The sequence below is a fragment of the Jannaschia seohaensis genome, assembly GCF_900116765.1.
Lineage (GTDB): Bacteria > Pseudomonadota > Alphaproteobacteria > Rhodobacterales > Rhodobacteraceae > Jannaschia > Jannaschia seohaensis.
Genome location: NZ_UETC01000015.1, coordinates 47,983 through 67,354 on the forward strand (window position 1 = coordinate 47,983; position 19,372 = coordinate 67,354).

At 70.7% G+C, this 19,372-nt stretch carries 11 protein-coding genes and 1 pseudogene; 9 read left to right on the forward strand and 3 right to left on the reverse strand.

Annotated features, from left to right (window positions below; all coding sequences use genetic code 11):
• The first annotated feature begins 53 nt into the window (after positions 1-53).
• From DTQ71_RS20000 to DTQ71_RS20020, 5 genes are all read left to right on the forward strand, one after another.
• The gene (locus tag DTQ71_RS20000; RefSeq protein ID WP_109566075.1) at positions 54-1,124 is read left to right on the forward strand and encodes a hypothetical protein; all 1,071 of its coding nucleotides are present in this window, start codon (positions 54-56) and stop codon (positions 1,122-1,124) included.
• Positions 1,125-1,336: 212 nt separating this feature from the next.
• Positions 1,337-2,347: a hypothetical protein gene (locus DTQ71_RS20005; RefSeq protein WP_109566076.1), complete on the forward strand. Its 1,011-nt coding sequence runs from the start codon at positions 1,337-1,339 to the stop codon at positions 2,345-2,347.
• Complete coding sequence (locus DTQ71_RS20010; protein ID WP_109566077.1) at positions 2,344-4,782, forward strand: glycosyltransferase; 2,439 nt, start codon at positions 2,344-2,346, stop codon at positions 4,780-4,782. The genes DTQ71_RS20005 and DTQ71_RS20010 overlap by 4 nt, the downstream gene beginning before the upstream one ends.
• On the forward strand, positions 4,770-5,651 hold the full coding sequence (locus DTQ71_RS20015) for a Stf0 family sulfotransferase (protein ID WP_109566078.1): 882 nt from the start codon (positions 4,770-4,772) through the stop codon (positions 5,649-5,651). Before DTQ71_RS20010 ends, DTQ71_RS20015 begins: the two co-directional genes overlap by 13 nt.
• A 16-nt stretch (positions 5,652-5,667) precedes the next feature.
• On the forward strand, positions 5,668-7,032 hold the full coding sequence (locus DTQ71_RS20020) for a phosphohexomutase domain-containing protein (RefSeq protein ID WP_109566079.1): 1,365 nt from the start codon (positions 5,668-5,670) through the stop codon (positions 7,030-7,032).
• Positions 7,033-7,160: 128 nt separating this feature from the next.
• On the opposite strand, the gene DTQ71_RS20025 is transcribed toward DTQ71_RS20020, so the two are convergent.
• Complete coding sequence (locus DTQ71_RS20025; RefSeq protein ID WP_109566080.1) at positions 7,161-8,093, reverse strand: glycosyltransferase family 2 protein; 933 nt, start codon at positions 8,091-8,093, stop codon at positions 7,161-7,163.
• A gap of 84 nt (positions 8,094-8,177) precedes the next feature.
• On the opposite strand from DTQ71_RS20025, the gene DTQ71_RS20030 reads away from it, so the two are divergent.
• On the forward strand, positions 8,178-9,350 hold the full coding sequence (locus DTQ71_RS20030) for a KpsE/RkpR family capsule polysaccharide export protein (RefSeq protein ID WP_109566081.1): 1,173 nt from the start codon (positions 8,178-8,180) through the stop codon (positions 9,348-9,350).
• 112 nt (positions 9,351-9,462) lie between these two features.
• Positions 9,463-10,098: pseudogene (locus DTQ71_RS24425) on the forward strand (ABC transporter ATP-binding protein); the annotation flags it as partial.
• Between the two features lie 1,607 nt (positions 10,099-11,705).
• On the opposite strand, the gene DTQ71_RS23675 reads toward DTQ71_RS24425, so the two are convergent.
• Positions 11,706-15,926: a calcium-binding protein gene (locus tag DTQ71_RS23675; RefSeq protein WP_170125516.1), complete on the reverse strand. Its 4,221-nt coding sequence runs from the start codon at positions 15,924-15,926 to the stop codon at positions 11,706-11,708.
• A gap of 319 nt (positions 15,927-16,245) precedes the next feature.
• Between DTQ71_RS23675 and DTQ71_RS20065 the strand changes: the two genes are divergently transcribed.
• Entirely contained in the window at positions 16,246-17,412 is a 1,167-nt protein-coding gene (locus DTQ71_RS20065; RefSeq protein WP_109566082.1) for a nucleotide sugar dehydrogenase, read from the forward strand.
• Positions 17,413-17,416: 4 nt separating this feature from the next.
• Positions 17,417-18,247 carry an ABC transporter permease gene (locus DTQ71_RS20070; RefSeq protein ID WP_109566083.1) on the forward strand — a complete coding sequence of 277 codons (831 nt, stop codon included), beginning with the start codon at positions 17,417-17,419 and terminating at the stop codon, positions 18,245-18,247.
• Between the two features lie 133 nt (positions 18,248-18,380).
• Here DTQ71_RS20070 and DTQ71_RS20075 read toward each other — a convergent pair whose 3' ends face one another.
• Complete coding sequence (locus DTQ71_RS20075; RefSeq protein ID WP_109566084.1) at positions 18,381-19,337, reverse strand: hypothetical protein; 957 nt, start codon at positions 19,335-19,337, stop codon at positions 18,381-18,383.
• Between the last annotated feature and the right edge of the window lie 35 nt (positions 19,338-19,372).

The window sequence follows — 19,372 nt, forward strand, 5'->3', positions numbered from 1 at the left end:
GACGGGGGGCTGGCCCCCCTCCCCCGCCCGCCTCACGCGCCAAAGGCCCAAGCATGAGAACCATCGTCCATTTCGGCATGTCCAAGGCCGGCTCCACCGCCCTGCAGAAGGGGCTCGTCCAGGCGCGCGAGGCGCTTCTGGAGCGGGGGGTGCTCTATCCCAAGGCGCCGATCATCTCCCACAGCCACAACCTGCTCTCCGCGGGGCTGGTCCCGCCGGGCGAGATCCCGCGCTTCGTGCGCCACAGCCTGGAGAAGGTCGGCGCGGGGCCGGACCTGTGCGACCGCTGGCTCGCCGCCCTGGGCGAGGCGATGGCGCGGGGCGCGGCGAAGACTCTGGTGCTCTCGGCCGAGAACCTCTGGGGGCTGCGCGATGCCGAGGCCGCCGCGCGCCTGCGCGAGAGGCTGGTAGGGATCGGCGCCACGCGGATCGAGGCGGTGGCCTATCTGCGCCGTCCCTCGGACTGGTATCTCTCGATGGCGGGGCAGGTGCTGGCCGCCTCCCACCGCATCAAGCCGGCCGAGCCCGTCCCCTACCGCGCCTCGATCGAACCCATGGCCCAACACCTGGCCGACGCGAGCGCCACGCGGCTGAGGCTCTATGACCGGACGCGCTTTCCGGGGGGCGACATCGTGGCGGATTTCCTGGAGCGCACGCTGGAGATCGGCGACCTGCCCGCGCCGGGGCGGGAGGCGAACGTGTCGCTGAGCGCCGAGGGGCTGGATCTGCTCCGCAGCTACCGCCTCCACGCCCACCCGGACGAGAATGGCCAGTTCACCCCCGACACGCGCCGCGTCATGCAGGCGCTGGAGCGGGCCGAGGCCGCCACCCCCGGCCATGCCCGCCCGCGGCTGCGCGCCGATCTGGCGGACCGGCTCGACCACGGCGCGCCCGACCTTCTGTGGCTGCGCGATGCCCATGGGCTGGTCTTCGACGGGATCGAATACGACCGGATCGAGACCGGGGACTGGCGCAAGCGCTTCGGCGCGCTGGACGAGGTCTGCCTCCTCGACCCCGCCCGGCGCGAGGCGCTGGCGCAGCGGGGCTTCCAGGAGATGGCCACCGCGCTGGAGGCCCACCGCAAGCGCCGCCGCCGCAGGAACAAGGCGAAGGGCCAGGGCTGAGCCCGGCCCGTTTGCCCCCGCCGGATCGCGGTGCTAAGAGCGCCGAAACCCCTTTCCGCCTGTGCTTGACGACAGGGCGGGACCGGGGGCCAGCCCCCGGACCCCCGGGATATTTGGACAGGGAAGAAGAGGGCGAAGTTGGCGATCGCGGTGACGTCTTGCGATCGGAGCGCGCGCCTCGCTGGGGCGCCAGACCTCCGGGTGTCCGGCTCATGAGCCGCCTCGTCCTGCATATCGGCACCCATAAGACCGCCACCACTTCGGTGCAGAAATTCCTGCGCCGCAACGATGCCGCCCTGTCGAAGCGCGGGCTGTGGTATCCCGATTACCGGCTGATCGGGCGGTCCTCGCATTACGCGCATCTCGGCGTGGTCAACGCGCTTTCGGGGCGGGACCGCAAGACCACGCCCGAGGACGCGCGCCGCTTCTTCGAGACGGTGCGGGAGAAGGCCGCCACCCGGCCGCTGACCGTCATCAGCGCAGAATCCTTCTGGCGCCATGTCGACCTGCCCCCCGAAGCCGAGACACCCGTCGAGCCCGGCGCCTATTGGGCCGCGCGGCGCAGCTATATCGCAAAGCTGCGCGATCTGGTCGGCCCGGCCCGGATCGTCGTCACCCTGCGCCGCCAGGACCAGTACGCCGCCTCGCTCTATCAGGAGCACGTCAAGGCGACGCGCTACGCGGGCGATTTCGCCGCCTTCCGGGCCGAGCATTGGTGGCATTTCGACTATCTGGCGCAGATCCGCGCCTGGGCGGAGGTTTTTCCCGACCCGCTGGTGCTGCGCTTCGAGGATCTGCGGGCGGGGGGCGACGTGGCCGGCGCCTTCTGCGCCGCCTTGGGCGTGGACGCGGGCGGGCTGGAGCGGCCCGAGCGGATGAACGAGGCGCTCTTGCCCGATCTGGTGGTGGTCAAGCGCGGGCTGGCCACTGTCGACGTCTCGCGCGGCACCCTCAGGGATCGGATCGAGGCGCTGGAGGCGGCCGTGGAGCCGGAGGTGCGCGCGGTGCTGGCGCGGCGCAGCCTCTGGGCCTCGGCCTCCGAGGCGGACGCCTTCCGCGAAGGCTTCGCGGCGGATAACGCGACGCTGTCCTCGGAATTCCTGGACGGCGCGCCGCTCTTCGACGCCGCGCCCGCCGACCCGGAGCTGATCTATGGCGACGCGCTGCATCCCGAGATGCTGAACTGGCTGAGCCGCCGCGCCCGGCCGGGGGGCGCCCCATGATCGTCTATCTGCGCCGCCTCGAAGGGCTGTTCCAACGCTTCGACCGGGCCCGGCCTGGGATCCCCGCGCTGAACGCGCGCGCACGCTTGCAGGGCGCCGATGGCCGCGACGTGGCCCGGCTGGAGCGCGCCCTGCACGAGCGCCGCCGCCTGGCGGTCTCGGGCCAGAGCGAGGCGCCCTGGGTGGAGCTGCGCGTGGGCGAGCGCCGCACCCGGATCGAGCGGCCCGCCGGCGCCCTGGGCCCCGTCCCCTTCGCCCTGGCGCTGCCGCTGGAGGACGGAGAGGCGCCCGAGGCGGCCGTCTCCGCGGGCGGCGCGCCGGTGCGCCTGCGCTTTCCGCCGCGCTGGCGGGTGCAAACGATGCGGGGCGCGGATTTCGCCTGGCGGATGCTGCGGCTGGTCCCGGCGCTGGTGGGCTGGGCGCTCACCCACGACCCGCGCCATCGCGGCACGGTCAAGCGGATGCTGGACCTGGAGGGGGGCGACCGCTTCGGGCCGCTGCCCCACGATCTCTTCGCGCCCGCGCCGCCCGACGCGGACCTGCCGCCGCCCACGGTGATCCTGCCCGCCCATGACGGGCACGACCTGCTGGTGGCCTGCCTCGACCGGCTCGCCCGCCATACGACGGGCCCCTGGCGCCTGATCGCGGTGGAGGATCGCTCCACCGATCCGCGCATCCGCCCGCTGCTCGAGGCGCGCCTGCCCGAGCTGGGCGCGGCCGAGACCCATCTGATCGCGCCCGCCGAAAACCTGGGCTTCGTCGGCGCCGTCAACGCCGCGCTGGAGGCGCGGGAGGCGAAGGGTTGGGACGGGCCCGTGATCCTGCTCAACTCGGACGCGCTGGTGCCCCGGGACTGGCTGCCGCGGCTGCTGGCGCCGCTGGCCGACCCCTCCGTCGCCTCGGTCACGCCGCTCTCCAACGATGCGGAGATCACGACCGTCCCCACCATCTGCATGCGCCACGACCTGCCGCCGGGGGCGGTGGACCGGATCGACGCAGCCCTGGCCGCGCTTGGCCCCGCCACCGCCGAGATGCCGACCGGCGTGGGCTTCTGCATGGCGCTGTCCGGGGCGCATCTGGCGCAAGTCCCCCGGCTCGACCCGGCCTTCGGGCCGGGCTACGGCGAGGAGGTGGATTGGTGCCAGAAGGTGCGCGCCCTGGGGGGCCGCCATCTGGGGCTCGGGCGGCTCTTCGTGGAGCATGCGGGCGGCGTGAGCTTCGGCTCCGAGACCAAGCGCCGCCTGATCCAGCGCAACCACCGCACCATCGTCGCCCGCTACCCGGCCTATGAGGGCGAGGTGAACGTCTTTCTGGAGGACGACCCGCTGCGCGGCCCCCGCCTGGCGGGCGCGCTGGCCTGGGCGGGGGCCGTCGCCCCCGAGGGCGTGCCGGTCTATCTCGCCCATTGGCTGGGCGGCGGCGCGGAGATCTGGCTGCAACGGCGCATCGCCCGCGACCTGGGCCGCGGCCGCCCCTCGGCGGTGATCCGCGTCGGCGGCACCGCCCGCTGGCAGGTCGAGCTGCACGCCCCCACCGGCGTGACCGGCGCCACCACCGAGGATGCGGGCACCGTCGCGGCGCTCCTGGCGCTGCTGCCCCGGCGCGACCTCGTCTACCATTGCGGCGTGGGCGACCCGGAGCCCCTGGAGATCCCCGACCTGCTGCTGCGCCTGCGCCAGCCCGGCGACGGGCTGCGGGTGCTGATGCATGACTGGTTCCCGGTCTCGCCCTCCTACACGCTGCTGGATGCCTCCGGGCGCTATCGCGGCCCGGTGGGGGCCGGCGACGACGACCCCGCCCACCGGGCGGGCCGCGCGGCGCTGGCCGAGTGGCAGGCCGCCTGGGGCCGGCTGATGGAGGCGGCGGACACGGTGATCCTGTTCTCCGAGGCGGGCCGTCCGATCCTGGAACGGGCCTTTCCGGGGCTCGACCCGGCCCGCGTCCAGGTCCGCCCCCACGCCCTGCCCGACCCGGAGACCTTCCGCGTGCTCGACCCGCCCCGCGCCGCCACGCCCGAGGCCGCCGTGCTGGGCGTGCTGGGCAACGTCAACCACCACAAGGGCGCCGACGTGCTGGACGCGCTGTCGGCCGAGGGCGCGCGCATCGTCGTGCTGGGCGAGGTCGACCCCGCCCGCCCGCTGCGCCGCGCGATCACCGTCCATGGCGGCTATGCCCCGTCCGAGATCCCCGCCCTGGTGCGCCGCCACGGCATCACCCATTGGATCGTGCCGTCGATCTGGCCCGAGACCTTCTCCTTCGTGACCCATGAGGCGCTGGCGACCGGGCTGCCGGTGCTGGGCTTCGACATCGGCGCGCAAGGATGGGCCCTGCGCGCGGCTCAAAACGGCCACCCCGTCCCCTTCGGCGAGGACCCGGCGCGCGACTTGCGCGCGGCCCTGGCCCAGCTCCAGGAGGTGCCCGCATGCGCCGGCTGATCCCCGCCCGCCTGCGCCGCCGCGGGCCGTCCTTTCCCGCCGCCCCGGCACCGAACCTGGACCGGCTCGCGGCGGATCTGGCGCGGCCGCCCGCGCCCTTGGGCTGGGTGCTCTACTTCACGCCGCGCTCAGGGGCGAGCTGGCTCTGCGATCTGGCGACGCGCTCGGGGCTCCTGGGCCAGCCGGATCAGAGCTTTTCGCCCGGGACCATGGCGCGGGCGGCGGCGCGCTATAACGCGCGGAGCTTGGACGAATATTGCGCGCTGCTGCCGCGCCGCCAGGCCAGGGGCAAGGTCTGGGGCCTCGCCGTCAGCCATCCGCAGATCCGCTCCGCCTTCCCCTCCGAGCGGGCCTTCCTCAAGCGCTTCGGCCAGCTGCCCGCGCTTTGGCTGGTGCGGCGGGACATCGTGGCGCAGGCCGTGTCGCTGGCCAAGATGCGCGCCACCGGGCTGGCCCATGCGCCCTATGCCGACGCCGCCGCCCAGAAGGCTGCCGATGACGCCTTCGCCTATGATGCCGCCGCGATCGGCGCCGAGATGGCGCGGCTGCGCGGCTTCGAGGTGGCGACCGAGGCGATGTTCGCCCGGGCCGGGATCGACCCGCTGCGCATGAGCTACGAAGAGAACGTCGTCCATCCCCGCCCCCACCTGATCAAGCTGATCGGGACCCATGCGGGGCGGGCCGCCACCCGCCCCCCCGCGCTGGAGCCGGGGCCCCATACCCGCCTCGCCACCGCACGGAGCCACGCCTACGCCGCCCGCTTCCGCGCCGAAGAAGCCGCGCAGGTGGCCGAGATCGAGGCCGCCCGCGCGCCCCTGATCGAGGCCATCCGGCCCTATGGGCCACGCAACGCCCCCGCCATTCTGTAACCCAAGAGAGGCTCCCATGCCCCCCCTCACCTGCTTCAAGGCCTATGACATCCGCGGCCGCCTGGGCACCGATCTGGATGCGGGCATCGCCGCCCGCGTGGGCGCGGCCACGGCGCAGGCGCTCGGAGCCCGCCGCGTGGTGCTGGGCCGCGACATCCGCGCCTCCTCCGAGGAACTGGCCGCCGCCGTCGCCCAGGGCCTGATGGCAGAGGGGGCCGAGGTGCTGGATCTGGGCCTCTGCGGCACCGAGGAGGTCTATTTCGGCACCGACCACCTGAGGGCCGATGCGGGCATCTGCGTCACCGCCTCGCACAATCCGATGGACTATAACGGCATGAAGCTGGTGAAGGCGGGATCGGCCCCGCTCACCCCCGCCGAACTCCAGCAGATCAAGGAGACCGCCGAGGGGATCGAAGGGATCGGCGCCCCCACCGGCAGCACCCGCGACGTCTCGGACACCCGAGCGGCCTATGTCGAGCGCGTCCTCTCCTTCGTCGACGTGGCCGCGCTGCGCCCGCTCAAGGTGCTGGTGAACGCGGGGAACGGCGCGGCGGGGCCGACCTTCGACGCCATCGCCGAGGCGCTGCTGGCCCGCGGCGCGCCGCTCGACTTCGTGCGCATGCATCACACGCCGGACGGGAGCTTCCCGAACGGCATCCCCAACCCGCTCCTGCCCGAGAACCAGCCGCCCACGACCGAGGCGGTGCGCGCCCATAGCGCCGATCTGGGGATCGCCTGGGACGGGGATTTCGACCGCTGCTTTCTCTTCGACCACGAGGGCGGCTTCGTCGATGGCGAATACGTGGTGGGCCTGCTGGCCGAGGCGTTCCTGGCGCGCGAGCCCGGCGCGGGCATCGTCCACGACCCCCGCGTCGTCTGGAACACCCAGGACATCGTGGCGCGCGACGGCGGCCGGGCGATCCAGTCCAAGACCGGCCACGCCTTCGTCAAGGCGGTGATGCGCGAGAGCGGCGCGGTCTATGGCGGCGAGATGTCGGCGCATCACTATTTCCGCGACTTCATGGCCTGCGACAGCGGCATGATCCCGATGGTGCTGGTCTTGGACCTGCTCGGCCGCAAGGGCGTCTCCCTGGCCGAGCTGGTGGCCGCGCGCCGCGCGGCCTTCCCGTCCTCGGGCGAGATCAACAACCGAGTCGACGACGTCCCCGCCGCCATCGCCGCGGTCGAAGCCGCCTTGGCGGGCGAGGCCATGTCGCGCGACGACACCGACGGTCTGTCGCTGGCCTTCGCGGACTGGCGGCTGAACCTGCGCGCGTCCAACACGGAGCCGCTCCTGCGCCTCAATGTCGAGGCCAAGGGCCGGCCCGACCTGGTCGCGGCGGGCGTCGAGCGGGTCGAGACGCTGATCGGCGTGCGCTGAACCGAGATGTCGGACTGGGGCTCTGCCCCAGACCCCGGAGTATTTTCAGCCAGAAGAAAAAGACCCGTCTTTCTTCCCTGTATAAATATCCCCGCCGGAGGCGCACGCCGCCCCCGGGCGATCCCGTCTCAAGTATCGCGGAGCCGCCCCGTCGCCGCCAGCGCCCTGAGCACCGCATCCCCGACCGGACCCTGCCGCCGCACCCCCGCCCGGCGCAGATCGGCGAAGCGGCCCTGCCCCGCGCGCCAGGCGCGGAAGCGGGCGGCGAGATCCCGCGCCTCGGGGGTGAGCCGGTCCGCCAGTGGCTCCAGCGCCTCCAGGTTGCCCGCGATCCAGTCGCCATAGCGCCCGTCCCCGATCATCCGAAGCCGCCCGCCCGCGCGGCGCATCCCGTCCGAGGCGCCCATCGCGTTCGACGCGTGCTGCCGGTAGAGCAGCCCCGGCCGGTCGTCATGGACAAGCCGCGCGCCGAGCCCCGCGGCCAGCAGGTAGATCCACCAATCGTGATGGGCCACGCCCCGCCCGCCCCGCGCCGCGCGCGCCACCGGCGCCGTCTCGGCCAGGATCCGCGCCAGATCGGGCGCGATCACCATGGTGTTGCCCGCCATCACGTTCTGCACCAGCGCATTGCCGAAGCTGAGCCCCCGCGGGTGGCGGCGCGACTCGCGCAAGGGCGTGCCCGCGTCGTCGATCAGCACCGTGCGGCTGGAATAGACCGCCGGACCCTCGCCCAGCATCTCCAGCGCGCGCGTCAGCCGGTCGGGCAGCCAGATATCGTCCTGGTCCGAGAGCGCCAGATACGCGCCATCGGCCCCCGCCGCCGCGATCAGCGACAGGAAATTGGCCGCCGCCCCCTGGCGCGGCCCCTCCAGCAGCCGGACCTCGCGCCCCGGATGGGCGTCCGCAAAAGCCCGAAGCCGGTCCCTCGTGCCGTCCGTCGACCCGTCATCGGAGGCCCAGAGCGACCAATCCCCGTGATCCAGCGCCAGAAGCGAGGCCAGCTGCGCTTCGAGATGCCGCGCGCCCTCGTAAGTCGCCATCAGGATGCGGACATGTGCCATGGCGCCCCCCGCTGGCCTTTGCGCCGCCCCCTATGGTATCTGCCGCGCAAGAACGCAATCGCGCGCCCCGTCCCACGGTTTCCCATGACAGATCTCGCGCCCGATCGGGCCCAGCCCCTCGCCCCTTCCGCGCCCGCTTATCTGCGCGGGCGCCATATCGGCACGATGCTCAGCTTCGTTGCGCTGGTGCTGCTGCCCACGGCGCTGGCCGCCTGGTACATGTATGCCCGCGCCGCCGACCGCTATGTCTCGACGGTCAACTTCTCGGTCTATACCGAGCAGACCGCGACGGCGATCGACATCAGCACGCTGCTGGGGGCGGGTGGGTCGTCGTCATCCTCGGATACCGACATCCTCTACAGCTTCATCCAGTCCCAGGAACTGGTGCGCCAGATCGAGGAGGATCTCGACCTGCGCACGATCTGGACCCGCGTCTCGCCCCAGGACGACCCGATCTTCGCCTACCACCCGCCCGGCACGATCGAGGACCTGACCGACTATTGGAACCGCATGGTCCGGGTCTATAACGACGGCACCACGGGCCTGCTGGAATTGCAGGTCCAGGCCTTCACCCCCGAGGACGCCACCGCCATCGCCCAGGCGGTCTATGACCGCTCCTCGGACATGATCAACGCGCTCTCGGCCATCGCCGAGGAGGACGGCACCCGCAACGCGCGGGCCGATCTCGACGAGGCGGTCGAGGCGCTCAAGCAGGCCCGCGAGGCGATCACCCGCTTCCGCAACGAGACCCAGATCGTCGACCCCGCCGCCTCGATCCAGAGCCAGATGGGCATCCTGAGCGCGCTCCAGGCCCAGCAGGCGGAGGCGCTGATCGAGCTGGACCTGCTGGCCCAGTCCGCCGGCGAGACCGACCCCCGCGTCGTCCAGGCGCGCCAGCGCCTCGCCGTGATCGAGAACCGCATCGAAGAAGAACTGGAGAAATTCGGCGGCGGCGCCACCCCCTCGACCACCGGCCAGGGGGAACGCTTCGCCGACCTCGTGGGCCAGTACGAGAGCCTGATCGTCGACCTGGAATTCGCCCAGGAAACCTATACGAACGCGCTCGCCGCCTTTAACGGCGCCGTGGCCGAGGCCCGCCGCCAGAGCCGCTACCTCGCCGCCCATGTCCGCCCCACCCTGGCCGAGCGCTCGACCGAGCCCAAGCGGCTGCAGATCGTGGCGCTGACCGCGCTCTTCACCTTCCTGGCCTGGGGCATCCTGGTGCTGGCCGCCTACGCGCTGCGCGACCGCCGGTAATGCTCGGGGCGCGACCATCCGCCCGCATGGGTCGCATGGCGCCCGAGAGGACGGCGCCCGGCGGGGTCCTTGCGCGCCCGGGCGCGCGGTCGGCACAAGACGGGGGCGCGCGATGATCGTCCTCGACCACCTCACCAAGACCTTTGTGATGCACGGCCACCGCAAGACCGTGGCCGACAACCTCAACGTGACCTTCCCCACCGGCGTCTCAGTGGGGCTTCTGGGGGCGAACGGGGCGGGCAAGTCGACCCTGCTCAAGCTGATCGCGGGCACCTCGGCGCCGACCTCGGGGCGGGTGCTGTCGACCGGTTCGGTCAGCTTTCCGGTGGGGCTCGCCTCCTCGCTGCATGCCGACCTGACGGGGGCGCAGAACACCCGCTTCGTGGCGCGCATCTACGGCGCCGACACGGATGCGCTGATGGATTGGGTCGAGGAATTCGCCGAGCTGGGCGAGCATTTCCACCTGCCGGTGCGCTCCTATTCCTCGGGGATGCGGGGGCGGCTGAGCTTCGGCATCAATATGGGGCTCGCCTTCGACACCTATCTCATCGACGAGATCACCGCGGTGGGCGACGCCGCCTTCAAGCGCAAGTCCTCCGACGTCTTCCACGCCCGCATGGAGACGGCGGGCGCGATCTTCGTCAGCCATTCCATCAGCTCCATCCGGGAACTCTGCGAGGCCGGCGCGCTCCTGGAGAACGGCAAGCTCCACTACTACGACGATGTCGAGGAGGCGATCGAGCGCTACCTCGTCAGCCTCGACCCCGACCGCGCCCATCCGGTGCGCACGCCCAAGGGCGAGCGGTCGAAGACGCGCTTTCCCGACGAGGCGCGGATGCTCTACCTGATGGGGCTGCCCGCGACCCATGCGAGCTGGGTCACCGATTGCCTGCGCCGCTTCAGGGCCTGCCATTTCGGCCCCACCCACATGATCCATTACTTCGACGTGCGGGCCGGGCGCTCGGACCTGATCTTCACCAACCGCACCCGCAGCCTGGAGGAGCTGGCCGCCCGCTTCGCCAACGAGGCGCCGGCGGCGCGCGCCAAGACTCTGGGGCTGATGGGCCGGATCAGCGACCTGCTCAAGATCCACGCCGCCCCCCGCACCGGGGAGGGCCGCCACAACGCCTATCTCGACTACCTGACGACGCGCTTTTCGGGACAGGCGATCATCTGCGACCCGACCCCCGATTACGCCCGCCTGGGCGAAGCGGATTTCACCGAGATGGCGGAGATCGGGGATGCCGGCTTCTGCGTGGTGCTGCGCGACCCGGTCGACCGGCTGTGGGAGTCGCTCTGCATGGACCTGCCCCGCGAGGAGCGGCGGCTGAAGGCCTGTCTGGCCGCCGCGCAGGAGCTGGTAGAGGCGGGGCCGGTCCGCACGATGGCGCGGCAGCCCTATGCCAATTACGCCCGCCTGCTGGAAGTGATGGACGCCACCGTCGCCAAGGCCCGCCAGATCGTGCTCTTCCACGAGCGGCTGGCCGACCCGGCCAGGCGCGAGGCCGAGCTGGCCCGCGTCACCAGCGCCTACGACCTGCCCGACATCCCGCCCCCGCGCCTGGCGGAGATGGGCCCGTCCCCCCGGATCCCCGACCTGCCCGAAGAGATGGCGGCGGCGCTCACGGATCTGCTGGCGCCGCAATACGCGGCGATGCGCGCCCGCTTCGGCGACGCCCTTCCCGCGGAATGGCGCCCCCCCGGCCCCGCCGAGCGCGCCCTGGCCGAGACCGCCTCCCCCCAAGCGGCGGAATAGACCGCGCCCCGGAGAGGCGAACGGGCGGAGCCCCAGCATCCCGGAGAGGCCTCCGTGGAGTGTCTCGGCACCGACCGGACAAAGCCCAAAAGCCGTGACGCCACTGAGGTCGTCCCGCCTCCGGAGACGTTGCTCCGAGGCCCCGGAGACCGGACACCTCCACAGCCGTCGCGGCGGCCGCAGGCGGATCGCCGGGAGTATTTCCGGCCAGAAGAAGGCGGCGCACCTCCCGGAGAGGCGACCGTGCATCCCCGGACGACCCGTCCTCCTTCTTCCCTGCTCAAATATCCCCGCCGGAGGCGCAGGGTGCGGCCGGGCGCGCCCCTCGACGGGACAGTTCCAGCCGTCGGCCCCGCCCGTTGGCCCAGGCGAAGACGGCCGGCAGGCCGGATGAGCGGCTCGGATCGGACGGCCGGGCGCGCCGGGCGACAAAGCGGCCCCAGGCAGACCCCGCCCGGGCGTCGTCCGTCGGGGGCCTGCATGAGCGCCTCTGCCTCCGTGAGGCCATCCGGCGCCCTCAATCCGAGTCCTCGGCGAAAGCCTCGAACAGTGCGCCGCCCGTCGCGAAAGGCAGCGACGCAGATCCTGGGCGAAACGCCTCAGATCAGGAAGATGTCGTTCGCCGTCAGGTCCGGTGCGCCATTGAGCCGGGCGATCACCGTCTCCTGGCCCCGGTCGCTGCCATTGATATCGATCGACAGCTCGCCGGTGGCGCGGTCATAGACCACCCGGTCGCCCCGATCCTGCGCCGCCCCCGTCGCGGAGAAGACGCTGCCGGGCAGACGGCCCGTCGGGAAGATCCCGTCGGGGATGTCGAGCAGGATCCGGTCCTGACCCGGGGTGAAGTCGGTGATCAGGTCCACGCCCTGGAAGGCGGCGCCCGGCACCTCGAAGACGAACTGGTCGCGCCCGCCCCCGCCAGTGAGCCGGTCCGCCCCGGCGCCGCCGCCGATGGTGTCGTTGCCGGCCCCGCCCGAGATGCGGTCATTCGCATTCCCGCCGGTGATCGCGTCGTCCTGCCGGCCGCCCACGACGGTGCCGCCGGTCCGATCGCCCGCCCCGCCGCCATCGCTCGGCACACCGCTGGTGACGATGTCGGCGATGCTGATCGCGTTGGACGCCGAATCTGATAGCCGGACCGTCCGCGCGCCCTCGACGAAGAGGGTCTGGCTCGCGGCCAATCCGCCGGCCTGCAGGTTCAGGGCATCGCCGCTATTGCCGACGATCAGCGTCAGCGCGTTCGCATCCGATTGCGCCACCAGAGAGCGGGCGACGACCAGATCCCCGCGCTCCAGCATCGAGAGGTCGAAGGCATCAACCCCGGTATAGCGTCCCGTCGTGTGCAGCGGGTCGACCAGGCTGGTGGCGCGCACCGTCACCGTGTCGAAGCCCGACCCCATCGCGATCGAGAAGGAGGGATCCTCCAGGTGGAAGCGCGAGATGCCGATGCGGTCGTCGGAACTGCTGCCCACCAGGGCCATGTCGACGGCCTTGGCGTCGCGGTCGGCGCCGCGCACGGGCGCGTCCTGCAGCGCAATATTGGCGGGCACGATGTCGCGGACCCGGATGTCGCCCAGGCGGATCTCGCCGAAGCCGCCCAGGAACAGGACGGTCTGGCCGTCCTGGCGCCCGAAGGTCAGCTGGTCGAATGCGGTGAAGCCCGTGCCGCGCAGTTCCAGGATGTCGCCGCCCCGCCCGGTCTCAAAGTCGAGGATCGTGTCGGTGCCGTCCCGCAGGGTCCAGACGAAGCGGTCGCGGCCGCCGCCGCCCGCCATCACGTCGCCCTGGGTGCCGCCGATCAGCGTGTCGTTGCCCAAGCCGCCATAGAGGAAGTCGTTGTCGATCCCGGTATCGAGATAGCCGCCGCCCGGATCCGCCGTGACGGTGTCCTGACGCTCCCCGGCCTCGAGGTATGCGAAGGTGACGTCGTTCTCCTCGATGGTCGGATAGGGATGCAGCGGGAAGACCCCCGGGCCGACCGCGCGCCACTGGGGGGTGCTGCCGGCGGGGTAGTCCATGACCATCTCGTCGACACGGACCACGTTGCGGCTGTCGGGGGAGCCGTGGAAGTTGATGTCCCGGTCGGTGAAGTCGATCTGGGCGAAATTGTAATGCTCGGCCGAATAGGCCGCGAACTCGTAGGCGTGGCGCCCCGCGATCGAGGTGAAGCCCTGCAGGTCGGTGCGGAACGTCTCCTGCAAGAGGAAGCCCAGCCCGTCGGAGCCCGCCTTGTTATGGGCGCCGTCGGCGGTCAGGTTGCGGCCCTCGACCTCGTGGCTGCGCTCCCAGCGGAAGGCGCTGGAGGCCAGGTCATGGGCGGTGATGTTGCGCATCGAGGAGTTCTGGACGCCGTCGAACTCCACCCCGTTGGTATTCGCCCAGGCGGGGAGCGTGTTGGTGAAATTGAACGGATCGGCCTCGCCCCAGCGGCCCTCGACGGTGAAGTCCGACAGGTGCACGTCGGTGAGGAAGTTGTTCTCCACCACCCGGGAGCGGCCGGCGTCGAAGGCGTAGGGGCTGCGCTCGGCGACGGTGACGGTGTTGCCGTCCACCTCGGTCACGCGGGAGCGGAACTCCCGCAGCCAGAGCGTGTTCTCCAGGCCAGGCGCCGGTTGGACCGGCTCCCAGCCGGTATTGCCGGTCTCGGCCAGGAAGGCCGCGTCGTTGGGCTTGTGGACGAAGAACAGGTCGCCCACCTCCAGCCCGTGGCCCCGCTCGAGCTGGAAGGTGCGGGTGCCGAGCGCGGCGTCGGCGGTCAGGGTGCCCAGCTCGCGCTCAATCTCGCGGCCCTGGACCAGGAAGAAATGCCCGTCGCCCTGCGCGGCCAACGCGTCGGGGATGCGGTTGACGATGACCGTCTGGCCCTCGCCCGAGCCCTTCACGGTGATGTTGGAGCGCTCGATCTCGAGCTGCTGGGTCAGGTTGAACCGGCCCGGGGCGAGCGTGATCACGCTGCCGTCGGGCGCCTGGTCCAGGAGCGGCTGGAGCGCCGTGAGCGGCGCGTCCGCCTCGATGCGGAAGCGGTCGGCGCGCTGGCCCGCGACCAGGAAGTCGTCGACGCCGAAGCGCGCGCCCGCCGCCCCCTCCAGCACCAGCTCGAAATCCTCGGCCGTCAGCGTCACGTCCCCGCCCGAGATGTCGATCGAGACGTCTCGCGGGCCGCGCACGCTGGTGGCGGAGATGTCGATCCGCTCCAGGTAGTTGAGGGTATCGAAATCGGTGATCGTAATGCGGCCAGAGCCAGGTGTGATCACATAGGTGTCGAAGCCCGCGCCCCCGGTGACGGTCACGTCGCCGGAGCCGCCCAGCAGGAAGGTGTCGTCCCCCTCCCCGCCCGAAAGCGTGTCGTTGCCGCCCCCGCCCGAGATGGTGTCGTCGCGCTCGCCCCCGTCGATGCGGTCGGCGCGGGCGCCGCCGGTGATCAGGTCGGCGCGGTTGCCCCCGGTCACATTGCCGCCGATCAGATCGGAGATGGTCACCGCCTGCCCGTCGGCCGAGCGCAAGAGGACAGGGCCCACGCCTTCGACGATGATCCTGCCCTCGGGCCCGTTGGCATCCAGCAGCAGCGAACTGGCGCCGTGGCGGATGGTCAGCGTGCCGTCCGAGGAGCGCGCCAGCATGACCGGATCGACGCTGAAGCCCAGATCGCCGGTGGCCGCGGACATGTCGATGATCTCGATGCCGTCCATGCCCGGGATCCGCTCCTGCGAGAGCGACCGGTTGGCGCCCGAGATGCGCAGCGTGTCGGTCCCCGCCCCGCCGTCGAAGACATCGCTGGGCGACAGGTTGGAGAAGGCGCCCACGACCTCGAAGATCTCGTCGCCGGCGCCGCCCCGGAACGTGTCGGTCTCGGAGGTGAAGGTGAAATCGGCCGGCGTCCCCAGCGAGCGCGCCAGCGAGACGGAGGGCTGGCCTTCGAAGGCGAAGGAGCGGTCGGTCACCGCGCCCGGGGACACCCCCTCCAGGATCAGGACGGTCTCGGCATCGACGGCGACCCGGGCGCCGCCGTTTTGCGCCGAGATCTCCAGGTTGCGGAAGGTGAGCCCCTCGAACTGCCGCAGGTCGATCCGCTCATAGGGGTCGCTCACGTCGAAATCGGTGATCGTCACCGTGGAGCCGGGCCGCACGACGAAGACATCGGCCTCGCTGCCGCCGGTCAGCGTGTTGGCCCCCGCCCCGCCGCGCAGCAGGTCATAGCCCGCCCCGCCCAGAAGCGTGTCGTCGCCCAGGCCCCCATAGAGCTCGTCATGGTCGTCCCCGCCCGAAAGCCGGTCGTCCCCGCCATTGCCCTCCAGCAGGTCGTTGCCGCGCCCGCCCGAGAAGTCGTCGCCCGCGTCGCCGCCCTGGATCGTGTCGGCCAGGGTGCCGCCGGTGACGTCGCCCGCGACCCCGTCGGCCACGGTCACGATCTGGTCGGTGTCCAAAAGCTCCACCGGGCCGGCGCCGTCGAGCACATAGCCCGCGCGGGGCGCGGTCATGTCGCGCAGGTCCAGCACCAGCGGCGCGGCGCCGAAGACGAAGCGGACCACCCCCGCATCCGACTGCTGGAGCAGGGCGTCGTCGGCGACGATGCGCAGCTCGTCCGCCGCCGTCATGTCGATCACGTCGAGCCCCGTCGTCCTCGCGAAACGGTCGGCCGACAGCCCCAGGAAGCCGGTCCGCTCCAGCAGGAGCGTGTCGGTCCCCCCCTTCAGGTCCAGCACGTCCTCCCCCTGGAAGTTGGCGTTGCTGGGGGGCGAGACGACGATATCGTCCCCATCGGTGCCGATGATGTTGTCGGGGTCGATGGTCAGGCGGGCGAGCACGTCGATAGGATCCACGGGATACTCCGGAATTTGGGTAGGGCCGGTAAGCGACCCGGATTCTGCGACGGGGATACCCCCGGGAGATTAATGAAACCTCTGCGGCACAGCTCCGCCTCCGTCTAGATGACAGTCTATCACAGTGGGACGATGCTCAAAATCCCCGCATTTCGTATGATTTCGGTGGCACGCCCCGCAGATGGGGCCGGCCCGCCGACACAGGCCCTGTCCCAAGTTTCCGCTTGCGCGCCCGGCCCCGGAGCGGTTTGACCGGGCCCGAAGAAAGCGCATCCCCGCCCGGGGCCGCGGACAGGCATATCGTCGGAGAGGATTTGTCATGAAGATCGCCGTCGCCGGGATCGGCTATGTCGGACTGTCGAACGCCGTGCTGCTGGCGCAGAACCACGAGGTCGTCGCCCTCGATCTAGACGCGGACCGGGTCGCGGGCCTCAACGACCGGAAAAGCCCCATCGTCGACCCCGATATCGAGCGCTTCCTGGCCGAGGAGACCCTGAACCTGCGGGCCACCACCTCCCCCGAGGAGGCCTATACGGACGCCGATTACGTGATCGTGGCCACGCCCACCAATTACGACACGGCGACCAACCATTTCGACACCTCCTCGGTGGAGACGGTGATCCGCCAGGCCTCCGCCATCGCGCCGGACGCGACGATCGTGGTCAAGTCGACCATCCCGGTGGGCTTCGTCCAGGACGTGCGGGCGCGGCTGGGCACCTCGAACGTGATCTTCAGCCCCGAATTCCTGCGCGAGGGCCGGGCGCTCCATGACAACCTGCACCCCTCGCGCATCGTCGTCGGGGAGCGCACGGACCGGGCCCGGGCCTTCGCCGACCTGCTGCTGGAAGGGGCGGTGACCAAGGACGTCCCCGTCCTCTTGACCGACCCCTCCGAGGCCGAGGCGATCAAGCTCTTCGCCAATACCTACCTCGCCATGCGCGTGGCCTATTTCAACGAGCTCGACAGCTACGCCATGGCCCATGGCATGGATGCCCGCCAGATCATCGACGGGGTCGGGCTCGATCCCCGGATCGGCAAGCATTACAACAACCCGTCCTTCGGCTATGGCGGCTATTGCCTGCCCAAGGACACCAAGCAGCTGCTCGCCAACTATGCCGCCGTGCCGCAGAACCTGATGGCCGCGATCGTCGAGGCCAACCGCACCCGCAAGGACTTCATCGCCGACCGGATCCTGGCCAAGGGGCCGTCGACGGTGGGCGTGTTCCGCCTGGTGATGAAGGCGGGCTCCGACAATTTCCGGCAGAGCTCGATCCAGGGGATCATGAAGCGGCTCAAGGCCAAGGGCATCGAGGTCATCGTCTACGAGCCCGCCCTGGACGAGGCGGATTTCTTCAAGTCCGAGGTCCTGCGCGACCTCGACGCCTTCAAGACCCGCGCCGACGTGATCGTCGCCAACCGCATGTCGGCGGAGCTCGCGGACGTGGCCGAGAAGGTCTTCACCCGCGACCTGTTCGGCTCGGACTGAGACGATGGCCGCGCTGCCGGACCAGGAGGAGGCGCCGCAGGGCCAGCTGCGCAGCACCGGCCGCCAGCTGCCTTTTTCCGGGCCGCGCACGGTCATGGCGCTGATCCTGCGCGAGATGTCGTCGAGCTATGGCCGCTCGCCCGGCGGCTATGCCTGGATGATCCTGGAGCCGGTGCTGGGCATCATGGTCCTGGCCTCCTTCTTCGCGCTGGTCGGCATCCGCACGCCGCCGCTGGGCACCAGCTTCGCGATGTTCATGGCCACGGGGCTCCTGCCCTTCGGGTTCTATGGCGATCTCAGCAACAAGACGGCCTCGGCGATCAACTACTCCAAGTCGCTCCTGTCCTATCCGCGGGTCACCTATATGGACGCGATCCTGGCGCGGGCGCTGCTGGCGGTGCTGACGCAACTGCTGGTGGGGGCGTTGATCCTGACGGCGCTCAGGCTGCTCTTCGAGACGCGGACGATCGTGGTGATCGACCGCATCCTGCTGTCCTATGCGATGGCGGCGGCGCTCGGGGTCGGGGTGGGGCTGTTCAACTGCTTCCTGATCACCCAGTTCCCGCTCTGGGGGCGGGCCTGGAACATCATCAACCGGCCGCTCTTCTTCGTGTCGGGGATCATCCTCATCACGGAGCAGCTGCCCCCGCCCTGGAACGAATACTTCCTGTGGAACCCGCTGGTCCATGTCACCGCCGAGATGCGGGGCGGCTTTTATGTGGGCTACGAGGCGGCCTATGTCGATCCGGGCTATGTGTTCACCATCGCGCTGGTGCTGGGGCTGACCGGGCTCGTCTTCCTTAAGCGCTACCACCGCGACCTGCTGGAGCTCTGAGAGGGTGAGCCGCGTCCCGGAGAGGCCCCTGTGGGGCTTCTCAGCGGCGAACGGGCGGCACCCCAGGCCCCCGCGCGCGCCATCCCGGAAGCGTTTCGCGGAACGCCGTGGGTCAGGTCTTCTGCGGGACGCTTCAGCCGTTCCTGCCGCTACCGTTCAATTGCGCCGACAGGGACTTGGCCAAAACCCGAAGCTGCTCCTGCGAGAAGCAGAACCTGTCCCCGCCGGGACCCGCACCGTCGCCATACAGCTCCTCGTGGGGCGTCAAGACGATCCTGTCTTCCGCGTCGAGAGAGCGATTGATCTCGGAGACGAGGCCCTCGTACTTCGCGGCGATGCGGGCATGGCTGTCCCTGTCGATGAAGGGCACTTCCGACCGGATGTCGGGGCAGTGCTCCACCAGGACGTCTGAGACGAAGGGATAGGACTTTCCCTCGTAGAAGACGTTGAACTGCCGCTGCAGCTCGTACTCCGCCATCGTCAGCGACCGGTTCACGCGGGCCGAGGAGGCGGACGCCATCTTTTCCGGCAGGTCCCCGCGGCCGAGGGCGCTCCGGAGGAAATGGCCGTTCAGGTCCGTCTTGACGCGGTCGTAATTGAACACCCTCAGGCGGAACTCGCCCTTCGAGGACGCGGCGATCCATCTCAGCAGGATGTCGAACACCCTGTACTTCTTCTCCAGGAAGTCTTCGTAGAACATGGTCCCGCCGCCACGCTTGATGTTCTGCCCCCAGGCGGAGAAGCTGTGTTCGAAGAAGTTTCTCGTATAGCAGACGAACACGACGTCGTATCCAAGGGATTCCGCCTTCTCAAGGATCCTCCTGCGGCCGTCCTGCCCGAGCCTGAAGAACAGGCTCTCACCGGAGAACACGACGTCGTCCCCGTCGAAGCGCACGCCGTCGAGATCGTTCAGCAGAAGGGCGCCGTTTCCGCTGGTGATCCCGCCGCGCGCGGCATGCTCCATCGACTTGTGAAAGGGATACTGCACGCCGTTCTCGCCCAGGACAGTGCGATTGGCCGCCAGCATGCTCTGGATCGCGGAGGTGCCGGTCTTTCCGTGCCCGATATGGACGAACAGGTTCTTCTTCACGTGCAGGGCCCTCGGACGGTGCGGCGCTCCCCTCC

Excerpts from the sequence above, each read along its gene's own strand:
- DTQ71_RS20020 (WP_109566079.1), top strand. The coding sequence starts at position 5,668 with ATGCCCCCCCTCACCTGCTTCAAGGCCTATGACATCCGCGGCCGCCTG.
- DTQ71_RS20000 (WP_109566075.1), top strand. The coding sequence starts at position 54 with ATGAGAACCATCGTCCATTTCGGCATGTCCAAGGCCGGCTCCACCGCC.
- DTQ71_RS20065 (WP_109566082.1), top strand. The coding sequence starts at position 16,246 with ATGAAGATCGCCGTCGCCGGGATCGGCTATGTCGGACTGTCGAACGCC.
- DTQ71_RS20030 (WP_109566081.1), top strand. The coding sequence starts at position 8,178 with ATGACAGATCTCGCGCCCGATCGGGCCCAGCCCCTCGCCCCTTCCGCG.
- DTQ71_RS20025 (WP_109566080.1), bottom strand. The coding sequence starts at position 8,093 with ATGGCACATGTCCGCATCCTGATGGCGACTTACGAGGGCGCGCGGCAT.
- DTQ71_RS20005 (WP_109566076.1), top strand. The coding sequence starts at position 1,337 with ATGAGCCGCCTCGTCCTGCATATCGGCACCCATAAGACCGCCACCACT.
- DTQ71_RS20015 (WP_109566078.1), top strand. The coding sequence starts at position 4,770 with ATGCGCCGGCTGATCCCCGCCCGCCTGCGCCGCCGCGGGCCGTCCTTT.
- DTQ71_RS20010 (WP_109566077.1), top strand. The coding sequence starts at position 2,344 with ATGATCGTCTATCTGCGCCGCCTCGAAGGGCTGTTCCAACGCTTCGAC.
- DTQ71_RS20070 (WP_109566083.1), top strand. The coding sequence starts at position 17,417 with ATGGCCGCGCTGCCGGACCAGGAGGAGGCGCCGCAGGGCCAGCTGCGC.